The sequence below is a fragment of the Deefgea rivuli DSM 18356 genome (genome assembly GCF_000620145.1).
Lineage (GTDB): Bacteria > Pseudomonadota > Gammaproteobacteria > Burkholderiales > Chitinibacteraceae > Deefgea > Deefgea rivuli.
On sequence record NZ_JHVM01000008.1, the window covers coordinates 79,892 to 98,651 of the forward strand.

19 protein-coding genes and 1 tRNA gene are annotated in these 18,760 nt (G+C 47.9%); 9 read left to right on the forward strand and 11 right to left on the reverse strand.

The genetic code is table 11. From position 1 onward, the window contains the following. Window positions 1-62: 62 nt before the first annotated feature. Both Q320_RS18210 and Q320_RS0102975 read right to left on the reverse strand, forming a co-directional pair. Window positions 63-2,441: an EAL domain-containing protein gene (locus Q320_RS18210; protein WP_051534411.1), complete on the reverse strand. Its 2,379-nt coding sequence runs from the start codon at window positions 2,439-2,441 to the stop codon at window positions 63-65. A 202-nt stretch (window positions 2,442-2,643) separates the two neighbouring features. Next, window positions 2,644-2,720, reverse strand: a tRNA-Arg gene (locus Q320_RS0102975). Window positions 2,721-2,847: 127 nt separating this feature from the next. Here Q320_RS0102975 and Q320_RS0102980 point away from each other — a divergent pair. The 3 genes from Q320_RS0102980 to Q320_RS0102990 all read left to right on the forward strand — a co-directional run bounded on the left by Q320_RS0102980 (window position 2,848) and on the right by Q320_RS0102990 (window position 4,984). After that, entirely contained in the window at window positions 2,848-3,318 is a 471-nt protein-coding gene (locus tag Q320_RS0102980; RefSeq protein WP_027467774.1) for an SRPBCC family protein, read from the forward strand. A gap of 63 nt (window positions 3,319-3,381) precedes the next feature. Next, on the forward strand, window positions 3,382-4,260 hold the full coding sequence (gene rarD / locus Q320_RS0102985) for an EamA family transporter RarD (protein WP_027467775.1): 879 nt from the start codon (window positions 3,382-3,384) through the stop codon (window positions 4,258-4,260). A 133-nt stretch (window positions 4,261-4,393) separates the two neighbouring features. Continuing rightward, entirely contained in the window at window positions 4,394-4,984 is a 591-nt protein-coding gene (locus Q320_RS0102990; RefSeq protein ID WP_035852020.1) for an acetate uptake transporter, read from the forward strand. 87 nt (window positions 4,985-5,071) lie between these two features. Here Q320_RS0102990 and Q320_RS18215 read toward each other — a convergent pair whose 3' ends face one another. Beyond that, window positions 5,072-5,611, reverse strand: coding sequence for a putative metalloprotease CJM1_0395 family protein (locus Q320_RS18215; RefSeq protein WP_051534412.1), 540 nt, complete (start codon window positions 5,609-5,611; stop codon window positions 5,072-5,074). A 169-nt stretch (window positions 5,612-5,780) separates the two neighbouring features. Between Q320_RS18215 and Q320_RS0103000 the strand changes: the two genes are divergently transcribed. Beyond that, complete coding sequence (locus tag Q320_RS0103000; RefSeq protein WP_027467777.1) at window positions 5,781-6,176, forward strand: carbohydrate-binding protein; 396 nt, start codon at window positions 5,781-5,783, stop codon at window positions 6,174-6,176. A gap of 34 nt (window positions 6,177-6,210) precedes the next feature. On the opposite strand, the gene Q320_RS0103005 is transcribed toward Q320_RS0103000, so the two are convergent. From Q320_RS0103005 to Q320_RS0103015, 3 genes are all read right to left on the reverse strand, one after another. Further along, window positions 6,211-7,518, reverse strand: coding sequence for an NAD(P)/FAD-dependent oxidoreductase (locus tag Q320_RS0103005; protein WP_051534413.1), 1,308 nt, complete (start codon window positions 7,516-7,518; stop codon window positions 6,211-6,213). 207 nt (window positions 7,519-7,725) lie between these two features. Then, window positions 7,726-8,541, reverse strand: coding sequence for a response regulator (locus Q320_RS0103010; protein ID WP_027467779.1), 816 nt, complete (start codon window positions 8,539-8,541; stop codon window positions 7,726-7,728). A gap of 81 nt (window positions 8,542-8,622) precedes the next feature. Then, a complete protein-coding gene (locus Q320_RS0103015) occupies window positions 8,623-9,684 on the reverse strand; it encodes an AI-2E family transporter (protein ID WP_156938961.1) in 1,062 nt (353 codons plus the stop codon). 219 nt (window positions 9,685-9,903) lie between these two features. On the opposite strand from Q320_RS0103015, the gene Q320_RS0103020 reads away from it, so the two are divergent. After that, window positions 9,904-10,452 (forward strand): NADPH-dependent FMN reductase, encoded by a 549-nt coding sequence (locus Q320_RS0103020; protein ID WP_027467781.1) that lies wholly within the window; start codon window positions 9,904-9,906, stop codon window positions 10,450-10,452. Between the two features lie 99 nt (window positions 10,453-10,551). Here the strand turns inward: Q320_RS0103020 and Q320_RS0103025 are convergent, their stop codons facing one another. Then, window positions 10,552-11,784, reverse strand: a complete 1,233-nt coding sequence (locus tag Q320_RS0103025) for a phosphoglycerate kinase (RefSeq protein ID WP_027467782.1) — start codon at window positions 11,782-11,784, stop codon at window positions 10,552-10,554. Window positions 11,785-12,107: 323 nt separating this feature from the next. On the opposite strand from Q320_RS0103025, the gene Q320_RS0103030 reads away from it, so the two are divergent. Both Q320_RS0103030 and Q320_RS0103035 read left to right on the forward strand, forming a co-directional pair. Then, a complete protein-coding gene (locus Q320_RS0103030; protein WP_245590957.1) occupies window positions 12,108-12,383 on the forward strand; it encodes a hypothetical protein in 276 nt (91 codons plus the stop codon). Then, window positions 12,383-12,958: a lysophospholipid acyltransferase family protein gene (locus Q320_RS0103035; RefSeq protein ID WP_027467784.1), complete on the forward strand. Its 576-nt coding sequence runs from the start codon at window positions 12,383-12,385 to the stop codon at window positions 12,956-12,958. The genes Q320_RS0103030 and Q320_RS0103035 overlap by 1 nt, the downstream gene beginning before the upstream one ends. 163 nt (window positions 12,959-13,121) lie before the next feature. Here the strand turns inward: Q320_RS0103035 and Q320_RS0103040 are convergent, their stop codons facing one another. Together Q320_RS0103040 and Q320_RS0103045 are read right to left on the reverse strand one after the other, a co-directional pair. Next, the gene (locus Q320_RS0103040) at window positions 13,122-13,325 is read right to left on the reverse strand and encodes a cold-shock protein (RefSeq protein WP_027467785.1); all 204 of its coding nucleotides are present in this window, start codon (window positions 13,323-13,325) and stop codon (window positions 13,122-13,124) included. A gap of 216 nt (window positions 13,326-13,541) precedes the next feature. Continuing rightward, the gene (locus tag Q320_RS0103045) at window positions 13,542-14,168 is read right to left on the reverse strand and encodes a YceH family protein (RefSeq protein WP_027467786.1); all 627 of its coding nucleotides are present in this window, start codon (window positions 14,166-14,168) and stop codon (window positions 13,542-13,544) included. 176 nt (window positions 14,169-14,344) lie between these two features. On the opposite strand from Q320_RS0103045, the gene Q320_RS0103050 reads away from it, so the two are divergent. Continuing rightward, window positions 14,345-14,827, forward strand: coding sequence for a DUF3617 domain-containing protein (locus tag Q320_RS0103050; RefSeq protein WP_027467787.1), 483 nt, complete (start codon window positions 14,345-14,347; stop codon window positions 14,825-14,827). 98 nt (window positions 14,828-14,925) lie between these two features. After that, window positions 14,926-16,032, forward strand: a complete 1,107-nt coding sequence (locus Q320_RS0103055; protein ID WP_027467788.1) for an HD-GYP domain-containing protein — start codon at window positions 14,926-14,928, stop codon at window positions 16,030-16,032. Between the two features lie 77 nt (window positions 16,033-16,109). Here the strand turns inward: Q320_RS0103055 and Q320_RS0103060 are convergent, their stop codons facing one another. Both Q320_RS0103060 and pyk read right to left on the reverse strand, forming a co-directional pair. Continuing rightward, window positions 16,110-16,841 (reverse strand): pseudouridine synthase, encoded by a 732-nt coding sequence (locus Q320_RS0103060; RefSeq protein ID WP_027467789.1) that lies wholly within the window; start codon window positions 16,839-16,841, stop codon window positions 16,110-16,112. A 158-nt stretch (window positions 16,842-16,999) separates the two neighbouring features. Continuing rightward, entirely contained in the window at window positions 17,000-18,439 is a 1,440-nt protein-coding gene (pyk, locus tag Q320_RS0103065; RefSeq protein ID WP_027467790.1) for a pyruvate kinase, read from the reverse strand. Between the last annotated feature and the right edge of the window lie 321 nt (window positions 18,440-18,760).

The following is an 18,760-nucleotide window of genomic DNA, read 5'->3' on the forward strand; positions in this document are numbered from 1 at the left end:
GATCAATGCTTAGCAAAAAAATAGCCCGAATTATTCGGGCTATTTTTATGTTCTCTAACTCATTAAAGCAAAGGCGCTGGTTTGCCAAAATGATAACCTTGCGCGAAATCAACGCCGATTTCTTCCAGCACTTGCAAGATCGCTTCAGTTTCAACAAATTCAGCAATTGTTTTGCAGCCTAAACTGTGTGCGATTTCATTCACCGCAATCACCATTTGCCGACTGACTTTATCTTCTACAATATCGGTCACCAAACTGCCGTCAATTTTTAAATAATCAACCGGCAGCGTTTTTAGATAATTAAACGAAGAAAAGCCGCTACCAAAATCATCCAGCGAGAACATGCAGCCGCGCGCACGCAAGGTTTCGATAAACATCGATGATTCTTTTAGATTAGAAATCGCCGCCGTTTCAGTAATTTCAAAGCACACATTAATCGGCGAAACACCGGTTAAATCAAGCTGCTGCAAAATAAAGATCAGCGTTTTTTTATTCAGCGACTTGCCTGATAAATTAATAGCCAACTGTGGCAAGGCGCGGCCAGCCGCTTTGCATTGTGCCAAATACTGCAGGCTATGCTCAACCACCCAGCAATCAATCAAAGCCATCATGTCATAGCGCTCTGCTGCCGGAATAAACGCCCCAGGCGGAATAATTCGCCCTGTTGCATCGACTAAGCGCAATAAAATTTCATAGTGTGGCAGCTGATGCAGTTCACGGTCAAATGGCTCTATTTTTTGATAATACAATTGGAAGCGATTTTCTTCGATGGCTTCTTTGAGCGTCGCCAAGAGTTGCAATTCATTATGCCGATCTTGCACATCAGTATCGTCGCGGCTGTACCAGCTCAAGCGATTCCGACCTGCATCTTTGGCGGCAAAGCAGGCTATATCAGCTTGACTCATCGCCTCTTGCGCGCTGACGCAATGCGCGTCAATCGTGACCAAACCAATACTCACCGTCACACCGTGCGGACGGCCTTGCCACACAAAACGAAACTGCGCCAGCGCATGCAAAATTCGTTCCGCCAGCGTTTGTGCTTCATTGAGCTGCTCGCCCGAAATTAAAATGCCAAATTCATCGCCGCCCAAACGCCCAAGCAAACTATCGGCCGAACTCATTAGTCCTTGCAAAAGATTAGTCACCAAGCGCAGTAACTCATCCCCCGCCAAATGCCCGCAGGTGTCATTCACTAATTTAAATTGATCTAAATCGAGCAACATTAAAATATGCGGCTGATTCATTTCTGTCGCGGCTTTATGCGCCGCAATTAAAGCTCGCTCAAAACCACGCCGATTAGTAAGACCAGTTAAATAATCATGGTCGGCTTGATAAGCGAGTTTTTCAGTCAATGCTTGCGACTCGGTCACATCGTGCAGCACCAGCACCATCCCTTCAACTTGACCATCTTGATCGCCAATCGGTGCAATTGCATATTCAACGGTAAATTGCTCACCGCGCCGATTCACCATCGCGACGGTTTGCCGCGCAATAGCCTTATTACGCTCACGTGCGTGATGTAGCATCGACAAAAAGACATCCGCGCTCAGCTCACCACCCTGACAAATAATCTCGCTAATACACAAATCACGCGCTTCAAACTGAGTCCAACAGAGTAATTTTTCCGCAGCAGGATTGAGCAATTTCACTTTGAAATCAGGAGTCGTCGTAATAATGGCATCGGTGATCGAAATGAGCGTGATCTCGGCCAACTCTTTTTCAACATATAAAGCACGCTGCGCCTCTTCGCGCTCTTTGACACCGCGCTGCAAATTCACTCGCATTTGATTAAATGCATTCACCAAGGTTTGTAATTCATCCTCTTGCGTGGGCCGAAATAAGCGCAGCGGTGCAGCCAGCAAATTATAATTAAGTTGGCTGGTGTATTCGGCAATATGCCCCAAATGCCGAGCAATCAAGCGATGATACAAAATCAAAAAACACAGTGCAGCAGCAAACATGCCGAGGCCTTCGAGCAGCAGCAAGCGCAAGAATTGATCGAATAGCTGGTTTTTAAAATCACGCAATGAAACCGTTAGGCTCAGCTGGCCCAGATTGACATTTTTATTGGTCAGCGGATGCAAATAGACAATCGGAAAGACTTCGGTAAGGGTGTTGTGGTCTTTCTGAATATCGAAACCCGACGTATAAATTTGGCCATCGTTTTCAATGAGCTGAACAAAATCGACCACTCGAGTTTGCCGCAAGGAATGTAATTGCCCGTGAACCGCTTCGGTATTCACCAGCCATAAATTACTCGCCAACTGTGGAGCAGCACTTTTGCCCAAAGTCCGCAAATCAGCACGTGCCTTTTCTAACCCTCGATTATATTCAACCTGCAGCAAGACCAGAGTCAGGAACACAGTCACCACAAGGCCGACCGCACAAACGGCAGCGACCAAACGCCAAGCTAAACGATTGGCTGAATACAAGCGTTTCACACGTGTTTTAAAGGAAAGTATCACACTGAGAAGTTCCAAGGTACAAGCAGTTCAGCATAAACGCGGATCACCGAGGAAACAACTAAAATCAGTAAGGAAATCATGTAAAGAACGTTTTTTGAAGTGCCGTGCTGCGGCTAATGCAAAATACATCTACGTTCAGAAATGAAAAATGAATAAGGTGGGACTTTGAAAGGGGAAATGGTGCGCCCGGAGCGATTCGAACGCCCGACCCTCTGGTTCGTAGCCAGATACTCTATCCAACTGAGCTACGGGCGCACTGGCAGCAATCAAAGGCTGATTACTGCGAAGAGGGCGCATAGTACAGGCCTCGTTTGTACTCGTCAAGCGCATTCCGGCAAGGAATCAGCTTATAATCGAATGATTACCTCAGCCGAGTCGCATCATGCAATTTGAACACCTGATCCAAATTAATGACCATAAGCAAGCGCTATCGCCCTTTTTAACTCGCAATCAATTGTGGCAAGGCTTGGTTTATCGCGCCGAATCACCGATGGCGTTTATGGATCACGTCGATGCCGTCACCATTGTTGAGCGTGGCGAAGATTGGATGCAACGCCAAATGGTCATGGGCAAGCTCACCGTGCAAGACAAAATCAATTACACGCATGAAACGCAAGTGCATTACCACACCGCCGCCAGTAAGGATCATGGTGGTGGGCAAATGATTATGAAAATCGAAGAGCCTAGCCCTGAAGCGCTATTTGTCCGCTTTACCTATATTACGCCGCATCCAGATACTCCCGATCCAGAAACTGCGCACTATCTTGAGTTTCTTAAATCCGCTTGGCGCGAAATGGATATTGATACCATACGCAAAATTCGCGAACTCGCCGCACTCGGTCAATTAGGATAATCCGCCTATCGACCTTGGGGTGAAATGCTTAAACTAGGCGGCTCACCCCCTATGGCGTCTCTAATGCAAACCGGCATCATCTACACCCTGCTGGCCTTTTTGATCTGGGGTTTATTCCCGCTGTATTTCAAAGCGCTGCACGGCATTCCGGCCGAAGAAATCGTGCTACACCGATTTATTTGGTCTTTAGCATTTTTAGCCTGCGTCTTAATTTTTAAACGCCGCTGGGCATGGCTCAGACCCGCGCTTCAACAACCCAAGCTCATCGCGCTATTTGTGCTGAGTGCCGTTTTGCTTGCTGGCAACTGGTACACCTATATCTGGGCGGTGAATGCGGGGCGCGTGGTGGATGCCAGCTTGGGGTATTTTATTAACCCGCTGATTAATGTGCTACTCGGCGTGGTGTTTTTGCATGAACGCCTGAATAAAATCCAGTGGCTGTCGATTGCAATCGCCAGCACAGGCGTCGCTTGGCTGACATGGCAAGCGGGGCATTTACCGTGGATTGCGCTGATTTTAGCCGTTTCTTTTGGCTTGTACGGTCTGCTACGCAAAACCGCGCAATTGGGTGCTTTAGAAGGTTTATCCCTTGAAACGCTGGTTTTATTTCCGCTAGCGCTGGGGATGTTGTTCTGGCTGCTGCTCACCGGGCAAAGTGCCGCCGTTCATGCACCTTTGAGTACCCAAGTGCTGATTATGCTGGCAGGCCCAATTACGGCCATTCCTTTGCTGCTGTTTGCAGCAGGCGCACGGCGTATTCCACTGTCTTTAGTCGGTATTTTGCAATACACCGGCCCAACACTACAGCTGCTCATCGGCGTATTTGTGTTTCACGAAGCGTTTGGCGTCGAACGTTTGATCGGATTTAGCCTGATTTGGTTGGCGCTATTCATTTATGCGCTCAACAGTTGGCATGCTTATCATCAATCTCGGTCAGCTTAAGCATCAGAAACCGTCGCCGCTGCCGTTAAATTGAAAAATAAACCTCATTCAGCTATTTATTGATGCGCTGCAAATCCTTTATCATTGCGCCCCTGTATAAAACAGCTCTAATTACACTCATAGGAATCGCAAGATGACGGCCCCTACACTGATTGCCGAGAAAGACCTCACAGCCAACCCTGCCCCACTGGGCTTAATGGGCTTTGGTATGACCACGGTGCTGCTCAATTTGCATAACTTGGGTCTATTCGGCAATAGCGCGATGATTTTGGCGATGGGCATTTTTTATGGCGGCATCGCGCAAGTGATTGCCGGCATTCTGGAATGGAAAAAAGGCAATACCTTTGGCACCACCGCGTTCACCTCCTACGGCTTTTTCTGGCTATCTTTAGTCGGGCTGCTGGTATTGCCAAAATTGGGCTGGGCAGAAGCGGCAAGCAGCAGCGCAATGGGCGCTTACTTGTTGATGTGGGGGATTTTCACGGCCTTCTTATTTGTTGGCACGCTGAAAATGGACAAAGTCTCACAATTTGTTTTTGGCTCACTGACGCTACTGTTCGCGCTGCTCGCCTTAGGTGATTTCACTGAAATCGCCGTGATTAAACAAATTGCGGGTGTGGTTGGTATCGCTTGCGGTAGCGCTGCGATTTATGCCGCGATGGCACAAGTTTTGAATGAAGTGTATGGCAAAACAATTTTGAGTGTCGGCGGAAAAAGCCACTAAAACTGAGTAAATCCTGAACGACATCAATGGGTATATCAAGCCAGACTTTGATCAAAAAGAGCTAGCTTGATATACCCATATTCATATCTAAGCACTAATTTGAAAGCCTGAACGCGGCACATCATTATTTGAATACTGCTCAGCCAGTTTTTGTTGCTGTGGGCTGCGCTGCGCGATGTCTTGTTGCGCTTGCAGTTCCATCGCCTGCGCTGCTGCAGCGACCGAACGATCCTGACCACTGGGATCGGCTGGCGCTAAAGCTGCAGCCTGAATGATACGGGCTTTTCGCAAAGTTTCTTCCGGCGTTTTGCCCGGGCTCGTATCAATACTCACTTCGCCGCCGACCGCATAATTTTTGCCATCTGGGCCTTTTTGCATACTGTAACTCGCGCCACCTTTCGCCAAGCCACCTGATGCCGCCAAGTGTGCTTGCTCATGCTGGCGTACTTCGCGATCCCGCGCGGCCAATTGCCGTATCTGTGCGATCTGCTCATTGCTCAGTGGCTTGCCTGTTGCATCAACTTGCCCAGCACCGCTTGGATTTTCGGCTGGCACGGCCGAGCTTGTCGCAGCGCCTTTCGCCGCCAAGCCCGCATAAGTCGAAGAAACCGCGCCGACATCAGTCACAATGCGCTCCTTTAAGATGCAATTTAAGTATACGCCAAAGTTATTTCATTGCAAAAACAATGGCTTAAAGGCTAACTGCCGCGCTAACCGTCTGGATTGTAAGTTAGTTCATTGTTGATTCAGCAAACGCGTGCAACACTGCACACCTCAGATCAAATCGGTGTGAATTATGTCTCTCGCCAGCAAAGTTATTCTTCCCTTACTTTTAATCAGCAGCTCAATTTTCGCCGCCAGTCCATGGCATGAAGGCCGTTATTATGGCAAAGGCGAAGTCGTGCATTATCACGGCCGCACGTATAAAGCGCTGCAAGGCCATAATGCAGAGCGCGGTGCAAATTGGAATCCCGAGGCCGCAGCGTCCTTGTGGGCACCGTTTAAAATGAATCAACCAAGTTTCAGTTGGCAAGAAGGCAAACGCTATCGCCAAGGACAGATTGTTGAATATCGCGGCCGCAGCTACCGCGTTCGCCAAGCACATACCGCGGAACGCGGTGCCAACTGGAATCCAGAAGCCGCACCGTCCTTGTGGGAAGCACTAGACAATATCCAATTGCCACGCAATTAAGCCGCAGCAAAAAGGGAGCAAAAGCTCCCTTTTTTTAATGCAATTTGAGTGACGGCCGCGCGACACGTCGCAGCTTGTCGCCAATCCATAAAAGTCCAGTCAAAATCCAACCATGCACAGCGGCTTGGTGCATCCGGTACAAAGACGCATAAATCAATTTGGCACCGCGCCCTTCGACATAATAATTGCGCTGTGGCCCCACAATCGCCGCCAAGCTACCCACTGCAGTATGTTTACCCAGCGACACCATCATGCCTTGCGGTTTAAACACAAAGGCTTGCACGCTACTCCCCGATAATTGCCGCTGTAATGCATCGGCCAACCATTCCGCTTGCTGGTGCGCCACTTGCGCCGTAGCGGGCAGCAGCACGCCATCGTCATTCGGTGAACACGCTGCGCAATCGCCCAGCGCGTAGATATTTTTATCACTTAAAGTTTGCAGCGTACTGGTAACTTCGATTTGATTAAGGCGATTGGTTTGCAAACCCAGCGTCGTCAACCAATCGGCAGCTTTAACACCGGCAACCCAAACCCGAATATCACTTTCAATACAACGACCATCAGCCAACACAAAACCGTTGTCTTTCACTTCTGTGACGCGACTATTGGTCGCCACCAAAATCCCGCGCTTGGCAAGCGATTCGGTGGCGTACTCGGATAAGGATTCGGGCGCGCCCGCTAAAATACGTGGCATGCCTTCGATAATAGTGATTTCAAGTTGCGCGGGGCTAAGCTCAGCGCCGTAAATATGCATTTCTCGTATCGTGTGATCGATTTCTGCCGCCAGCTCAACGCCAGTCGGGCCGCCACCCACAATACCGATATTGAGTTTTCGTACCGCATTGCCAGAAATACCCACCGCAAATGATAGGGACAGGATTTTTTTACGCAATTGCTCGGCATCAACGGGGTTATTCAAAAACATGCAGTGCTCTTGCGCCCCCGCCGTGCCAAAATCATTGGCAATCGCGCCCAGCGCTAACACCAAAGTGTCGTAAGCCACTTCACGCGGTGCAACAATCTCTTTGCCTGATTCATCTTTCACGGCGGCAATCTGAATTACTTTTCGTTCCCTATCCACGCCCGCCATCCAGCCAAACTCAAACTGATAGCTATTGCGCCAAGCGTGACCAAAATAATTAACTTCGTCTTCACCGGTATTGAGCGCCCCCGTTGCCACTTCATGCAGCAAGGGTTTCCAAATATGCGTCGCCGAGCCGTCGACCAAAATGACTTTGGCACGCTTGGCTGCGCCCAGCGTTCGACCCAGTTTAGTTGCTAGCTCTAAACCGCCAGCACCACCACCCACGACCACAATTCGATGCATATTTTTACTCATCATGCGCTCTCCAAAGCGAATACGATTCGACTCATCGCATGCCTTTGAGTATACCTTGCAGACTGGATTTTTCGTAGTTTTAATACGTAATAAAAATCGTAAAATTAACAACCAGGTTACAAAAATATTCACTTGCCGTAGCAAAAAACTATCCGGGGATGTATAAGGCTGGAGCCTTTATTTTTAAATGAATAGCAGCGTATACATCGCTTAATGCGATGTTAAGACCCGCTCTAATAAAGACTTCACCATCGCTGGCTCGAATGGTTTATCGCAAATACCAGAAACACCCGCCTGCTCCACCGCCGCCAGACGACCATGATCGGTTTCGGATGACACCATCAAAATAGGGATATGGCTTTGCCAGCTTTGCGTACGCACATATTCGACCAATTCTTTGCCATCCATTTCCGGCATGTTGTAGTCAGTAATTAGCATATCAAAAGTGTTTTCTTCCAAGAGTGCTTTTGCCGCGTGGCCGTTTTCGGCTTCGGTGATATTGCGAATGCCCATGTTTTCCAGCACTTTACGCATATAGTTGCGCGCCGCACGCGAATCATCCACTAATAAAACTCGGATAAATTCCAGATCGACTTCATGCTGATCCAGTGAATGATCTACCGTCAGATAATCCAGTGTCATCATCAGTGCATTATTTAAATGCTCGCTGCTAAACGGTTTAGGCAAAATCGCACACGCGCCCAGTTGTCGCACAGGCTCTAGCACTTGTGGCCGAGTTTCGCTGGAAATCAGGATAAATGCGAGGTCTTGAGTTGTGCTGTCATTCCTCAACAGCGTGAGTAATTCAATACCGCTCATATCAGGCAAATACAGCGCACTGAGCACGAGATTCGGCGATTTTTCGCCGAGTGGAATCAGCAACTCCAGTGCGGTTTGTGCCGTCTCGACCCGGCGTACATCCGAGATTCCCAGCTCAGCCAAACGCGCTATCATCACTTTGCTTTGCACTAGGGAAGGCTCAATCAGCAAAGTACGTAAATCGCTTGGTTCATAGAACGAACTCATCTTGTGACATCCACGGAAAATATCTCTTCTTTATAGAGAATGATTCAGCGTGTAAGCAAGAAATAGTCCGCCCAACTCCAGCTAGATGAGATTCCGCAAGCGTAATTCGGCTTTGAGATAGGCATACAACACCGGTGCTAACGCCAAACCCGCCAAACCAAAAATCGCCTCCATCACTAACATGGCCAGCAATAATTCCCAGGCCTTGGCCTTGATTTGCGTACCGACAATTTGTGCATTCAGAAAATATTCTGCTTTATGAATCAGCACTAAAAACACCAAAGAACCCATCGCCACATGAAATGAATGCGACATACTCACCGTAATGACGATTGCATTGGATAGCAAATTGCCGATGACGGGCAGTAGCCCCAGCAAGAAAGTCAGTACCAGCATGGTTTTCAAAAATGGCAAATGTACGCCCATCAGCGGCAAAACAATCACCAAATATACCGCCGTAAAACTCGTATTGATGGCCGAAATTTTAATCTGTGCAAACACCACTTTGCGAAACGACTCAGTAAACAGATGCAGCCGCTCCAGCAAGGCTAGGCTCAATACACCGTGCACCCGTTCTTTGATGACTTCGTTAAAGGCCACAATGCCGCCAATGATCGCCCCCACCAGCAAATGAATCAGCAACACACCTACGTTTTTCCCTGCCAATTGCATATCAGTTGAATGCTCGCGCAGCAAGGCCACCAGCGCGTTTTGCATGCCGACTACGGTATGAGGCATACCCGCACTTAACCAGAGCGGCAACGCCGCTTTAGCTTCTTCAATAATCTGGGCCATCTTGCCAAGCAGCGCAATCAAGCCAGTATCGGATTTAAGCATCGCCGACAGGCTGAGCACACTCAGCAAAAGCAGCAAGGTGATCACCGAAACAATCAATACTAAGGCCAGCCATTTGCTCCAGATCGAAGATAAACGCCCTAAGCTGAGTTTGGCCAAAGCGTGAATCAATAAAAACACCATCATCCCAGCAAATAAAGCGGGAACCAGACGAAACTGCAGCGCGCACCAGATTGCGAGCCCAGCCAACAGCAACGAGGCCAGCTCAATACTGCGCGCCGAATAGCGCACAGCTAAAGAAGCCGCTGGGGACACGGTCAATTTTTGCTGCGGGGTACTTTTACTCATGGCGCCTCAATCAAATATATAAAGGTATATCAATACAGATCATAATTTATAAAGCTTTTAAGGCAATACCTATCAATACCGCCCATACTGAATGCAATCATTCAGCCATTAGCAAGTATTGCACTGTTAATTTGCACAAAAAATGTAATCGTTTATGCTGTCTAATGTAGCAGACTTGTTCTTTACTCATTCACATCAATCCAAAAGGAATCCCAAACAATGCCAAGCACTAAAGTCCTCGCCCTCTGCGGCAGCTTACGCGCCAAATCCAGCAATAAAGGCCTGCTGCGCTATGCCCAAGCCAATGCACCCGAAGGGATGAGTATTGAAATCGCTGATTTATCCGAAGTGCCTTTTTATAATTCGGATATCACCGAGCCACCTGCAGCAGTGAAAGTCTTACTGGCGCAATTTGCAGCGGCTGATGCGTTTATTTTTGGCGGCCCTGAGTACAATTATTCGATTTCTCCGGCGCTAAAAAATGCCATTGATTGGGCCTCTCGCACACCGAACAATGCATTGCTGGGCGGTAAAGCCGCTGCAATTATGGGCGCTGGCGGCGGCATGGGCACATCGCGCGCGCAATACCATTTGCGCCAAGTCTTCGTGTTCACTGACATTCATCCACTCAATAAACCAGAAGTTTTCGCCAATGCCTTCGCAGGGCAATTTGATGCCGATGGCAATCTCACCGATGAAAAAATTCAAGACGGCATCAAAGCGCAATTAGCCGCATTGGCAGTTTGGTCGGCTCAGTTACGTAAATAAGCTAACTACAGCGCACAAAAAAGCCGATCACACGATCGGCTTTTTTATGGGTATTTACTTCTAAGCTTTATGAAATAAATCCTAGAAAGCTATACCCACTTATTTATCAGTTAATGCATCCACGCCTGGCAAAGCTTTGCCCTCTAAAAACTCAAGCGAAGCACCGCCGCCGGTTGAAACGTGGCTTACTTTGTCTTCCAAGCCAGCTTTCTCAACTGCAGCCACCGAATCACCGCCACCGACAATCGTAATTGCACCATTGGCTGTAGCTTCAACCAGTGCGTGCGCAACGGCGAAAGTGCCTTCTGCAGATGCATCGATCTCGAACACACCCATCGGGCCGTTCCACAATACAGTTTTGGCTGACTTGATGATCGCAGCGTACGTTGCACGCGTTGCCGAGCCGATATCCACACCTTCTTGATCCGCTGGGATTGCGGTTGATTGAACTTCAACCAAGCCATCCAAAGTCCGCGCATCAAAGTTCAAGGCACGCGTCACCATCGTGTCGCTTGGCAAAACGAGCTTGTCGCCCGCTTGCGCCATCAATTCACGCGCCAAATCGACTTTGTCGTTTTCGCACAGAGATTTACCAATCTCAAAGCCTTGCGCTTTCAAGAAAGTAAACGCCATGCCACCACCGATGATGAGCTTGTCTACTTTAGGTAGCAAAGCTTGAATCACATCGATCTTGCCAGAAATTTTCGATCCACCAATAATCGCAACGAGTGGGCGCACTGGTTTATTCACGGCTTCACCGAGGAAATCGAGTTCTTTTTTCAGCAAGTAACCGGCGGCGCGTGGTAAATCAACGCCAACCATCGATGAATGCGCGCGGTGCGCAGTACCAAATGCGTCGTTTACAAACACATCGCCCAATTTGCTCAAGCTAGCGCGGAATGCGGCAACTGCGGCTGAATCAGCTTTAACACTATTACCGTCTGCGTCTTTCGCTTTGCCTTCTTCTTCGATGTGGAAACGTACGTTTTCGAGTAACACCACTTTACCTGCTGGTAAAGCCGCACAAGCCGCTTCAACTTCAGCGCCAACGCAGTCATTCAAAAATTCAACAGGGCTACCGAGCAATTCAGTCAGGCGCGCAGCAACAGGTGCCAAGCTGTATTTTTCAACTTTTTGACCATTCGGGCGACCCAAATGCGACATCAATACGACCGATGCGCCTTTGCCCAATGCATAACGAATCGTTGGCAAAGCGGCACGAATGCGTTTATCGCTTTCAACCACGCCATTTTTAACTGGCACGTTAAAATCAACGCGAATCAAAACACGTTTACCTGCAAGATCAAGGTCTTCAATAAACAGCTTAGCCATGTGCTTTCTCCGTAGGGGCGAATGAATTTTATTAAGGGATCGTGCAAAAGTTTTATGGCAAGGCGTGCAAGCCGCAGACAGTACATCAAGTACGACAAGGCGAGACAACGATGCAAGAAAACTTTTGCTTTACTACTTAAGGGCTGATTGTAACAAGAACCATCGCCTAAAACTTTGGCTATGCTCAGTTTTTCTTATTTCAAATGGGAAATACTACGTATTAATACTAGATTCATAGCCTGCACCGACCATTCAAACAAAATGTCAGCGATACAATAGGCGCAAAGCCTTATAATAGCCGCGCTTAAAAAGGAAACTATGCAATGTCGATGAAAAAATTTGAATTAGAAAAACGTAAAGCCGAAAAACTGCATAACGATTTGGGCGCAGCCAATGCGCCAGCTCGTTTTGGTCAAGCCGCTGGCAGCGTGCTCGATAAAAAGGAGCAGCGTAAACTCGATCAAGCCAAAGGTCTTGTTCCTTTCGCTTGCAAACTCAATCAAGATTTAGTGAAACAGCTTCACGATTGCTGCACTGAGCGCGATATTGCGCTGAACGATCTAATCGCTGAATTGCTACAAGCAGGTTTGAGCAAATAATGCAGCGCACCATCTTTGATACGCCGATCATCCGTCATGTGATGCCTGGCGTATCGAAAATGTTATTTAAGTTAATCGGCTGGAAAGTGGTGGGGGATTTTCCCCAGATCGACAAGTATGTATTAATTGCCGCGCCACATACCAGCAATTGGGATTTTCCAATTGGATTGGCGATTTGCTTTATCGGGCGAAAAAAAGTCTATTGGATGGGTAAACATAGTCTGTTTGTCGGGCCATTAGGCCCTTTGGCGCGCTGGCTGGGCGGCATTCCCGTTGATCGGCGCAAGTCCAACTCGCTGGTCGAGCAAATGGCCGAAGTTTATCAGCAGAGCGAGCAATTGATCGTCGCTATTCCGCCCGAAGGCACGCGCAAAAAAGTCGAGCACTGGAAAACTGGCTTTTACTATATTGCGCTGCAAGCTCAAGTACCGATTGTTTTTGGATATATTGATTTCAAAACCAAAACAGGCGGCTGCGGACCCGTATTTTATCCTAGCGGCGATATTGCGCAAGATATGCTCATCATCCGCAATTACTACCAAGGCATGCAGGGCAAAAATCCTGAAAACCAATAAAACTTAAATCGCAGCAAACTCGGAAAAAAGTTGCATAGTAAGGCGTAGAAGCCATCATCAAGTACGGCAATAAGAACACAACAAACTTTTGCTGATCTACAGACGTAAAAAAACCCAGCTAAGGCTGGGTTTTTGTCTACATCAACAGACCAAGTTTATATAATTAAACTGGTTGGATGTTAGAAGCTTGTTTGCCTTTAGGACCAGTAGTCACGTCAAACGAAACTTTTTGGCCTTCAGCTAAGGTTTTGAAACCTGCAGAATTGATTTGTGAGAAGTGAGCAAACAAATCTTCGCCGCCTTCATCTGGAGTGATGAAACCGAAACCTTTAGAATCGTTGAACCACTTAACTGTACCTTGAGCCATTTTGTATTTCCCTAAAAATAAAATAAATATAAAGCACGAAAATCAAGGGAAATGAAGCACTGCGGTACGGCAAGGCCACTACATCACACACATCCACTACTTGAAGATCCTGCGATACGTATATTCGCTGAGTGCGCTCTTGCTGGCAAGCATTATTTATCATTTTCCGACAAAAAGAAGCGAATCGGCAATTTTCACCCTTAATTTATCAGCTGACTAAGACAAATCAGGGCGTTCCGCCAGTAAAATAGCTAAGAATTGCTTTAGCTCCGCGACTTCTTGCTCTAGTGCTGTCACTCGCTCAGCTAATCCAGCAACGGGCACTGTGGCACGTTCAACTTGCACCTCCCCCGCTAGTAAATGCGCCCAACGTGCTTCGCGCGCACCTGCTTGCTTAGGCATTTGCACGACTAAAGCGCCAGCTTCACGTCCTGCCAATTCATCCAGAAAGCCTTCTACCGCCGAAATATCAGCAAAACGATGCAAGCGTTCGCAATTAAGACGCAACTCGCCCGCTGTTTGTGGGCCACGTAACATCAACACAGCCAGCAAAGCGACTGATTGACTAGGGATCTGCAAGGCACGACCCAGCAAATGCTCATAACGCGGTACGCGGCTGCCACTGACTTCGCTCACCATCGCCAAAGCGCGCAATTCATCAATAGCCACTGCCACATCACCCTCGGTCACTTCTAGCACTGGATCACGGCTGGATTTTTGATTGCATCCTGCCAATAGCGAATTGAGCGTCAAGGGGTACGAGTCCGGTACGGTTTGTTGTTTTTCTATCAACACACCCAAAACTCGCGTTTGCAACAAACTGAGTACTTCTCCTTCATCCATATCACACCTCTTAACTCAATCAGCAAAAATTTTATTACATCGCGGTCTCGCTTGCCGCACTCACTACGACATTGGCACGACATCATAAAACTTTTGCGTTTAACTTAAAAAAACACATTATCTTCGCTTCGGTCACGAACTATAAACAAAATATCTTTTTTATAAGGAACTGCATTATGTTTCGTTTAGCGTTGCAATCATCCATTGTCGCCTGCATTTTCAGCAGTGCTTATTGTAATGCCGCACTCAATCCACAACTTGGACTATGGGAAAGCACCAGCGAAATTCCGGCCGAGCAAAAAGCCATGTTTCAACAAATGAAACCTGAAGCGTTACAACAAATGCAAAAATCCGGGATGAAAATTGATCCCAAAGCGGGCACGATGAGCATGACGTTTTGCATCAACAAAGAACAACTCAACCAATGGCATCAAATGGGGCAAAAACCCCAGCAGCACTGTGACAAACCGCAAATTAGCGACAATGGCAACATCGTCACGATGGATATGGTTTGTAGCAAGCCGCATCCGAGTAAGATGCATAGCACCATACAGTTTAACGACGCACGAGATGCTTATCAGTATCAGCACCTCATCAAAACCGAAAATCACTCGATGACACTACGCGGCAGCGCAAAGCGGATTGGTGATTGCAAATAAGTTGGCGCTTCACTAGCCGTACCTAATCTAGGCCTACGGCTTCTACGCTCTGCCCTCAACGTTTGCCCGAGTAATTAAATAAAGGTCAGCTCAGCCTCATGGAAACTACTGGACTCGATAAGCCACAAGTCGTCGATTGGAATGCCTTTACCGATTTTCGGGATGCGCTGGTCGATACCGCGCCACAAATCGAAGCCCTACTCGCCGAACTAAAGCAAGCGCCGCAAGACCTCAGCCGCATTACGCGGCTATTTCGCTTATTCCACAATATCAAAGGCGATGCAGGGCTGTGCCGCCTCCCCTTTGTGATTCCATTGGTACATGGCGTCGAAACGCTGCTCGGGCGAATGCGCACGGGGGAACTGCCGTTCAGCGATCTATTGGCCGAAGTCATTTTGCTCACTTTGGATCGACTCGAACAAACCATTGAGTTGCTGAGTGACAATGAATCCGCTGAAGCGCTAGCCTTACCTGCGCTGGCATTAGGACTAGAGGGTATATCTCAGCAGCCTATAGAAAATATAGACTCCAGTGCAATACGTCTAATCGAAGCGGTTACCGGCTTTCGGCCTGGTCTCAGCGTTTTACCGCAACGCGATGCCAATAGCGCAGCACGCAATAATGCCGAACGGCACGAAGATCTGAATTTTTTCCATCAACTCGCGCTGCAATTGGAAACCCGCTCGCCGCTATTTCAAGGCCGCACCGCGCGTAATTTAGAATTAGCGCTAGAAACCAATAAAGCCGCCGGCAGCCGCGTTGACCCTATTCAGCTTGAAGCCGCCGTGTATTTGCACGACATCGGCATGATGTTTTTACCTGAATCTTCATGGTTACAAGTGGAAGTGCTGAACGACAGCGCGCGCGAAAAACTGAAGCAACACCCAATGTGGGGCGCAGGCCTGGCTGCACGCATGATCGGCTGGCAAGACGCCGCCAATATGGTGATGCAGCACCATGAAAAACCCAATGGCAGCGGCTACCCAAATCAACTCAAACACGCGGAGATTTGCGATGGCGCCAAAATTCTGGCCATTATTGATGCATTCGATGCGATTTTGCTGCGCCACAGTCATCGTGGGCAGCAACGCTCTATTTTGCGCGCCATTGCCGAAATCAATGCGTCGGATCGACAATTTGCCGCTGAATGGATTACAGCGTTTAATCGCGTCATTCGGGTAATGCTCGGCAATAAAGCAGACTAACTCAGCAACAGTACAAAATACACACCCAATGTATTGCTCTGTATTAACTTAAAAATAAAGCCCACAGAGCAATACCCTTAAAATCGCTCATTCCCTAACAAAAAGCGCCAATTGCCTTCGGGCAAACTGGACAATGCAATTCGACCAATTCGGATTCGTTTACACGAGCGCATCTGGATTTCAACCAATTCACACAGCGCTGGCAAAAACTCAGGCAAACCCGCGCGCATGACGATACGCAATTGCTGATCACTTTGACGCGTAATTTTGTAGGGTTTTAATAGCTGACCATCAAATTTAGTGCGGCTATTCATCAATTTCAGCGCATCGGCAGATAACTCGCCATCAAACCACAGCAAATATTCCTGCTCATTTTCCGTCGCCAAAGAACGGCCTAAACGTCCATCTTGCGTCAATACCAGCAAACCACTTGCTGTGGTATCTAAGCCGCACGGCACTTGAAAATGGGGTAGATGTTTTTTCAATAAAACAAAGCCGGTTTTATCTTGTGCATCGCGCTGCTCGCTGGTCAGTAAATCGACCCAAGCTTTACCTTCAGCTTCTGGCCATGCAGCATAACCCACAGGTTTATTAAGTAATAAAGTGACGCGGTCAGGTTGCTTATGCACCGACATTTTCATCGACGAAACTTGTACTTTTTGCTCCGCACTCACTCGGCTACCTAATTGATCAACCACATTACCGTCGACGGTAACGCGGCCCATTTCAATCAATTCATCCGCCTCACGGCGCGAACACAAGCCCAGCTCGACCATACGTTTGGAAAGGCGAATCAGTTCTTGAGTCATGGAAACTTCCTTCTTTAAAAAATAACTGTAGCCAGTGCTAATCATTCTTGCGTCGATACACTCAATTTAAAAGGACCGACGTTAAAAAACGATTTTGTACTGACTAAAAAAACAAAAAACCGGCCCGCAGGCCGGTTTGTGCAAGACAGGACGCGATATTAACGCGAACCAGTACCAATTTGCACGATACGCATGGTATTTGCACCTGAGCCAACGCCCGTTTTATGCACACCCAAAGTCACCACCAATTTGTCACCTGGAACCACTACGCCAGCGCGCAGCAATTCAAGTTGCGCGTAGGCCAACTGCTCTTCACGATCAGCGCCAATTTTGGCGTCAATCATCACAGGGCGAACGTGGCGGAACAAGGCCAATTTGCGGTAAGTATTCAATTCTTGCGTGAACACATAAATTGGCACGCCAGTATTGTAACGCGACAACCACAGTGCTGATGCGCCCGAATGCGAAATACACACAATCGCTTTGATTGGCAATTTGCTGGCGGCATAGAGTGCAGACATCGCAACAGCTTCGTCGATTTTCGAGAAGTCAGTCACTTTATCAAACTCAGCGTCCATTTTGGATTCACCAGAACGCTCAGCTTCAAAGCAAGTGCGCGCCATCGCTTGAACAGCTTCCAGTGGGTATTTACCCGCAGCCGATTCAGCCGACAACATCACCGCATCCGTGCCATCCAATACCGCGTTGGCGCAATCAGACACTTCAGCCCGCGTAGGCACTGGGCTTTCGATCATTGATTCCATCATTTGCGTCGCAGTGATGGTCAATTTGTGCATTTTGCGTGCCATTTTGATCATGCGCTTTTGCAAACCAGGTACGGTTGCATCGCCCACTTCAACCGCCAAATCGCCACGTGCAACCATAATGCCTTCAGAAGCAGCAAGGATTTCTTCCAGATTCGTGATCGCTTCAGTGCGCTCGATCTTGGCAATCAAACCACCATGGCCACCGGCAGCGCGAAGCAAAGTGCGCGCCATATACATATCAGCAGCCGATTTCGGGAATGACACCGCAACATAATCAGCTTGCAAAGCCGCTGCGGTTTTGATGTCTTCCATGTCTTTCGCAGTCAACGCGGGCGCAGTCAAGCCGCCGCCCTTGCGGTTAATGCCTTTGTTGTTCGACAAAATACCGCCAACCGTTACGGTTGTGAATACTTTAGCGCCAACGACTGAATCAACGATCAATTGAATTTTGCCATCATCAAGGAGCAATTCAACGCCCGCTTCCACATCATTTGGCAATTCTTTGTAATCCAGACCCACGGTGTCTTGGTTACCCAATTCGCATTCGGCATCCAGAATAAATTTCGCGCCTTTTTTTAGCTCGATTTTATTTTTTTCAAATTTACCAACACGGATTTTTGGGCCTTGCAAGTCAGCCAATACGGCAACTGATTTGCCTAATTTAGCCGCAATTGAGCGCACCAAAGCGGCGCGATCAGTATGGTCTTGCGCCGTGCCGTGCGAGAAATTCAAACGAACCGTATTCACGCCCGCAACAATGAGGCTTTCCAGCACCGCTGGATCATTCGACGCAGGGCCGAGGGTTGCTACAATTTTAGTACCGCATTGCATACTTTAAATCTCCAATGAATGGCAAAAAAAACTTAAGCCAACAATACGCGGGATCAACCCGCAGTAACATGATAAAAAACAGGAAAATAGCTTAAATAAGTCGTACAAAAATTTTATAACGAGGTCTAAAAACAGCAAGCTGTACTTAACCTACATAAATAAGGTTCAACAAGGATGCAAGAAAATGGGGGCTGCCCCATTGATATAATTCAGTCTCCAATTAGATTGTGGAAAACACACAGCAATCTAGGTGAAAAAATACACTACCTATGTATTAACACATAGGCATTACGTTTATATGTCTGCAATGATATACCCCTA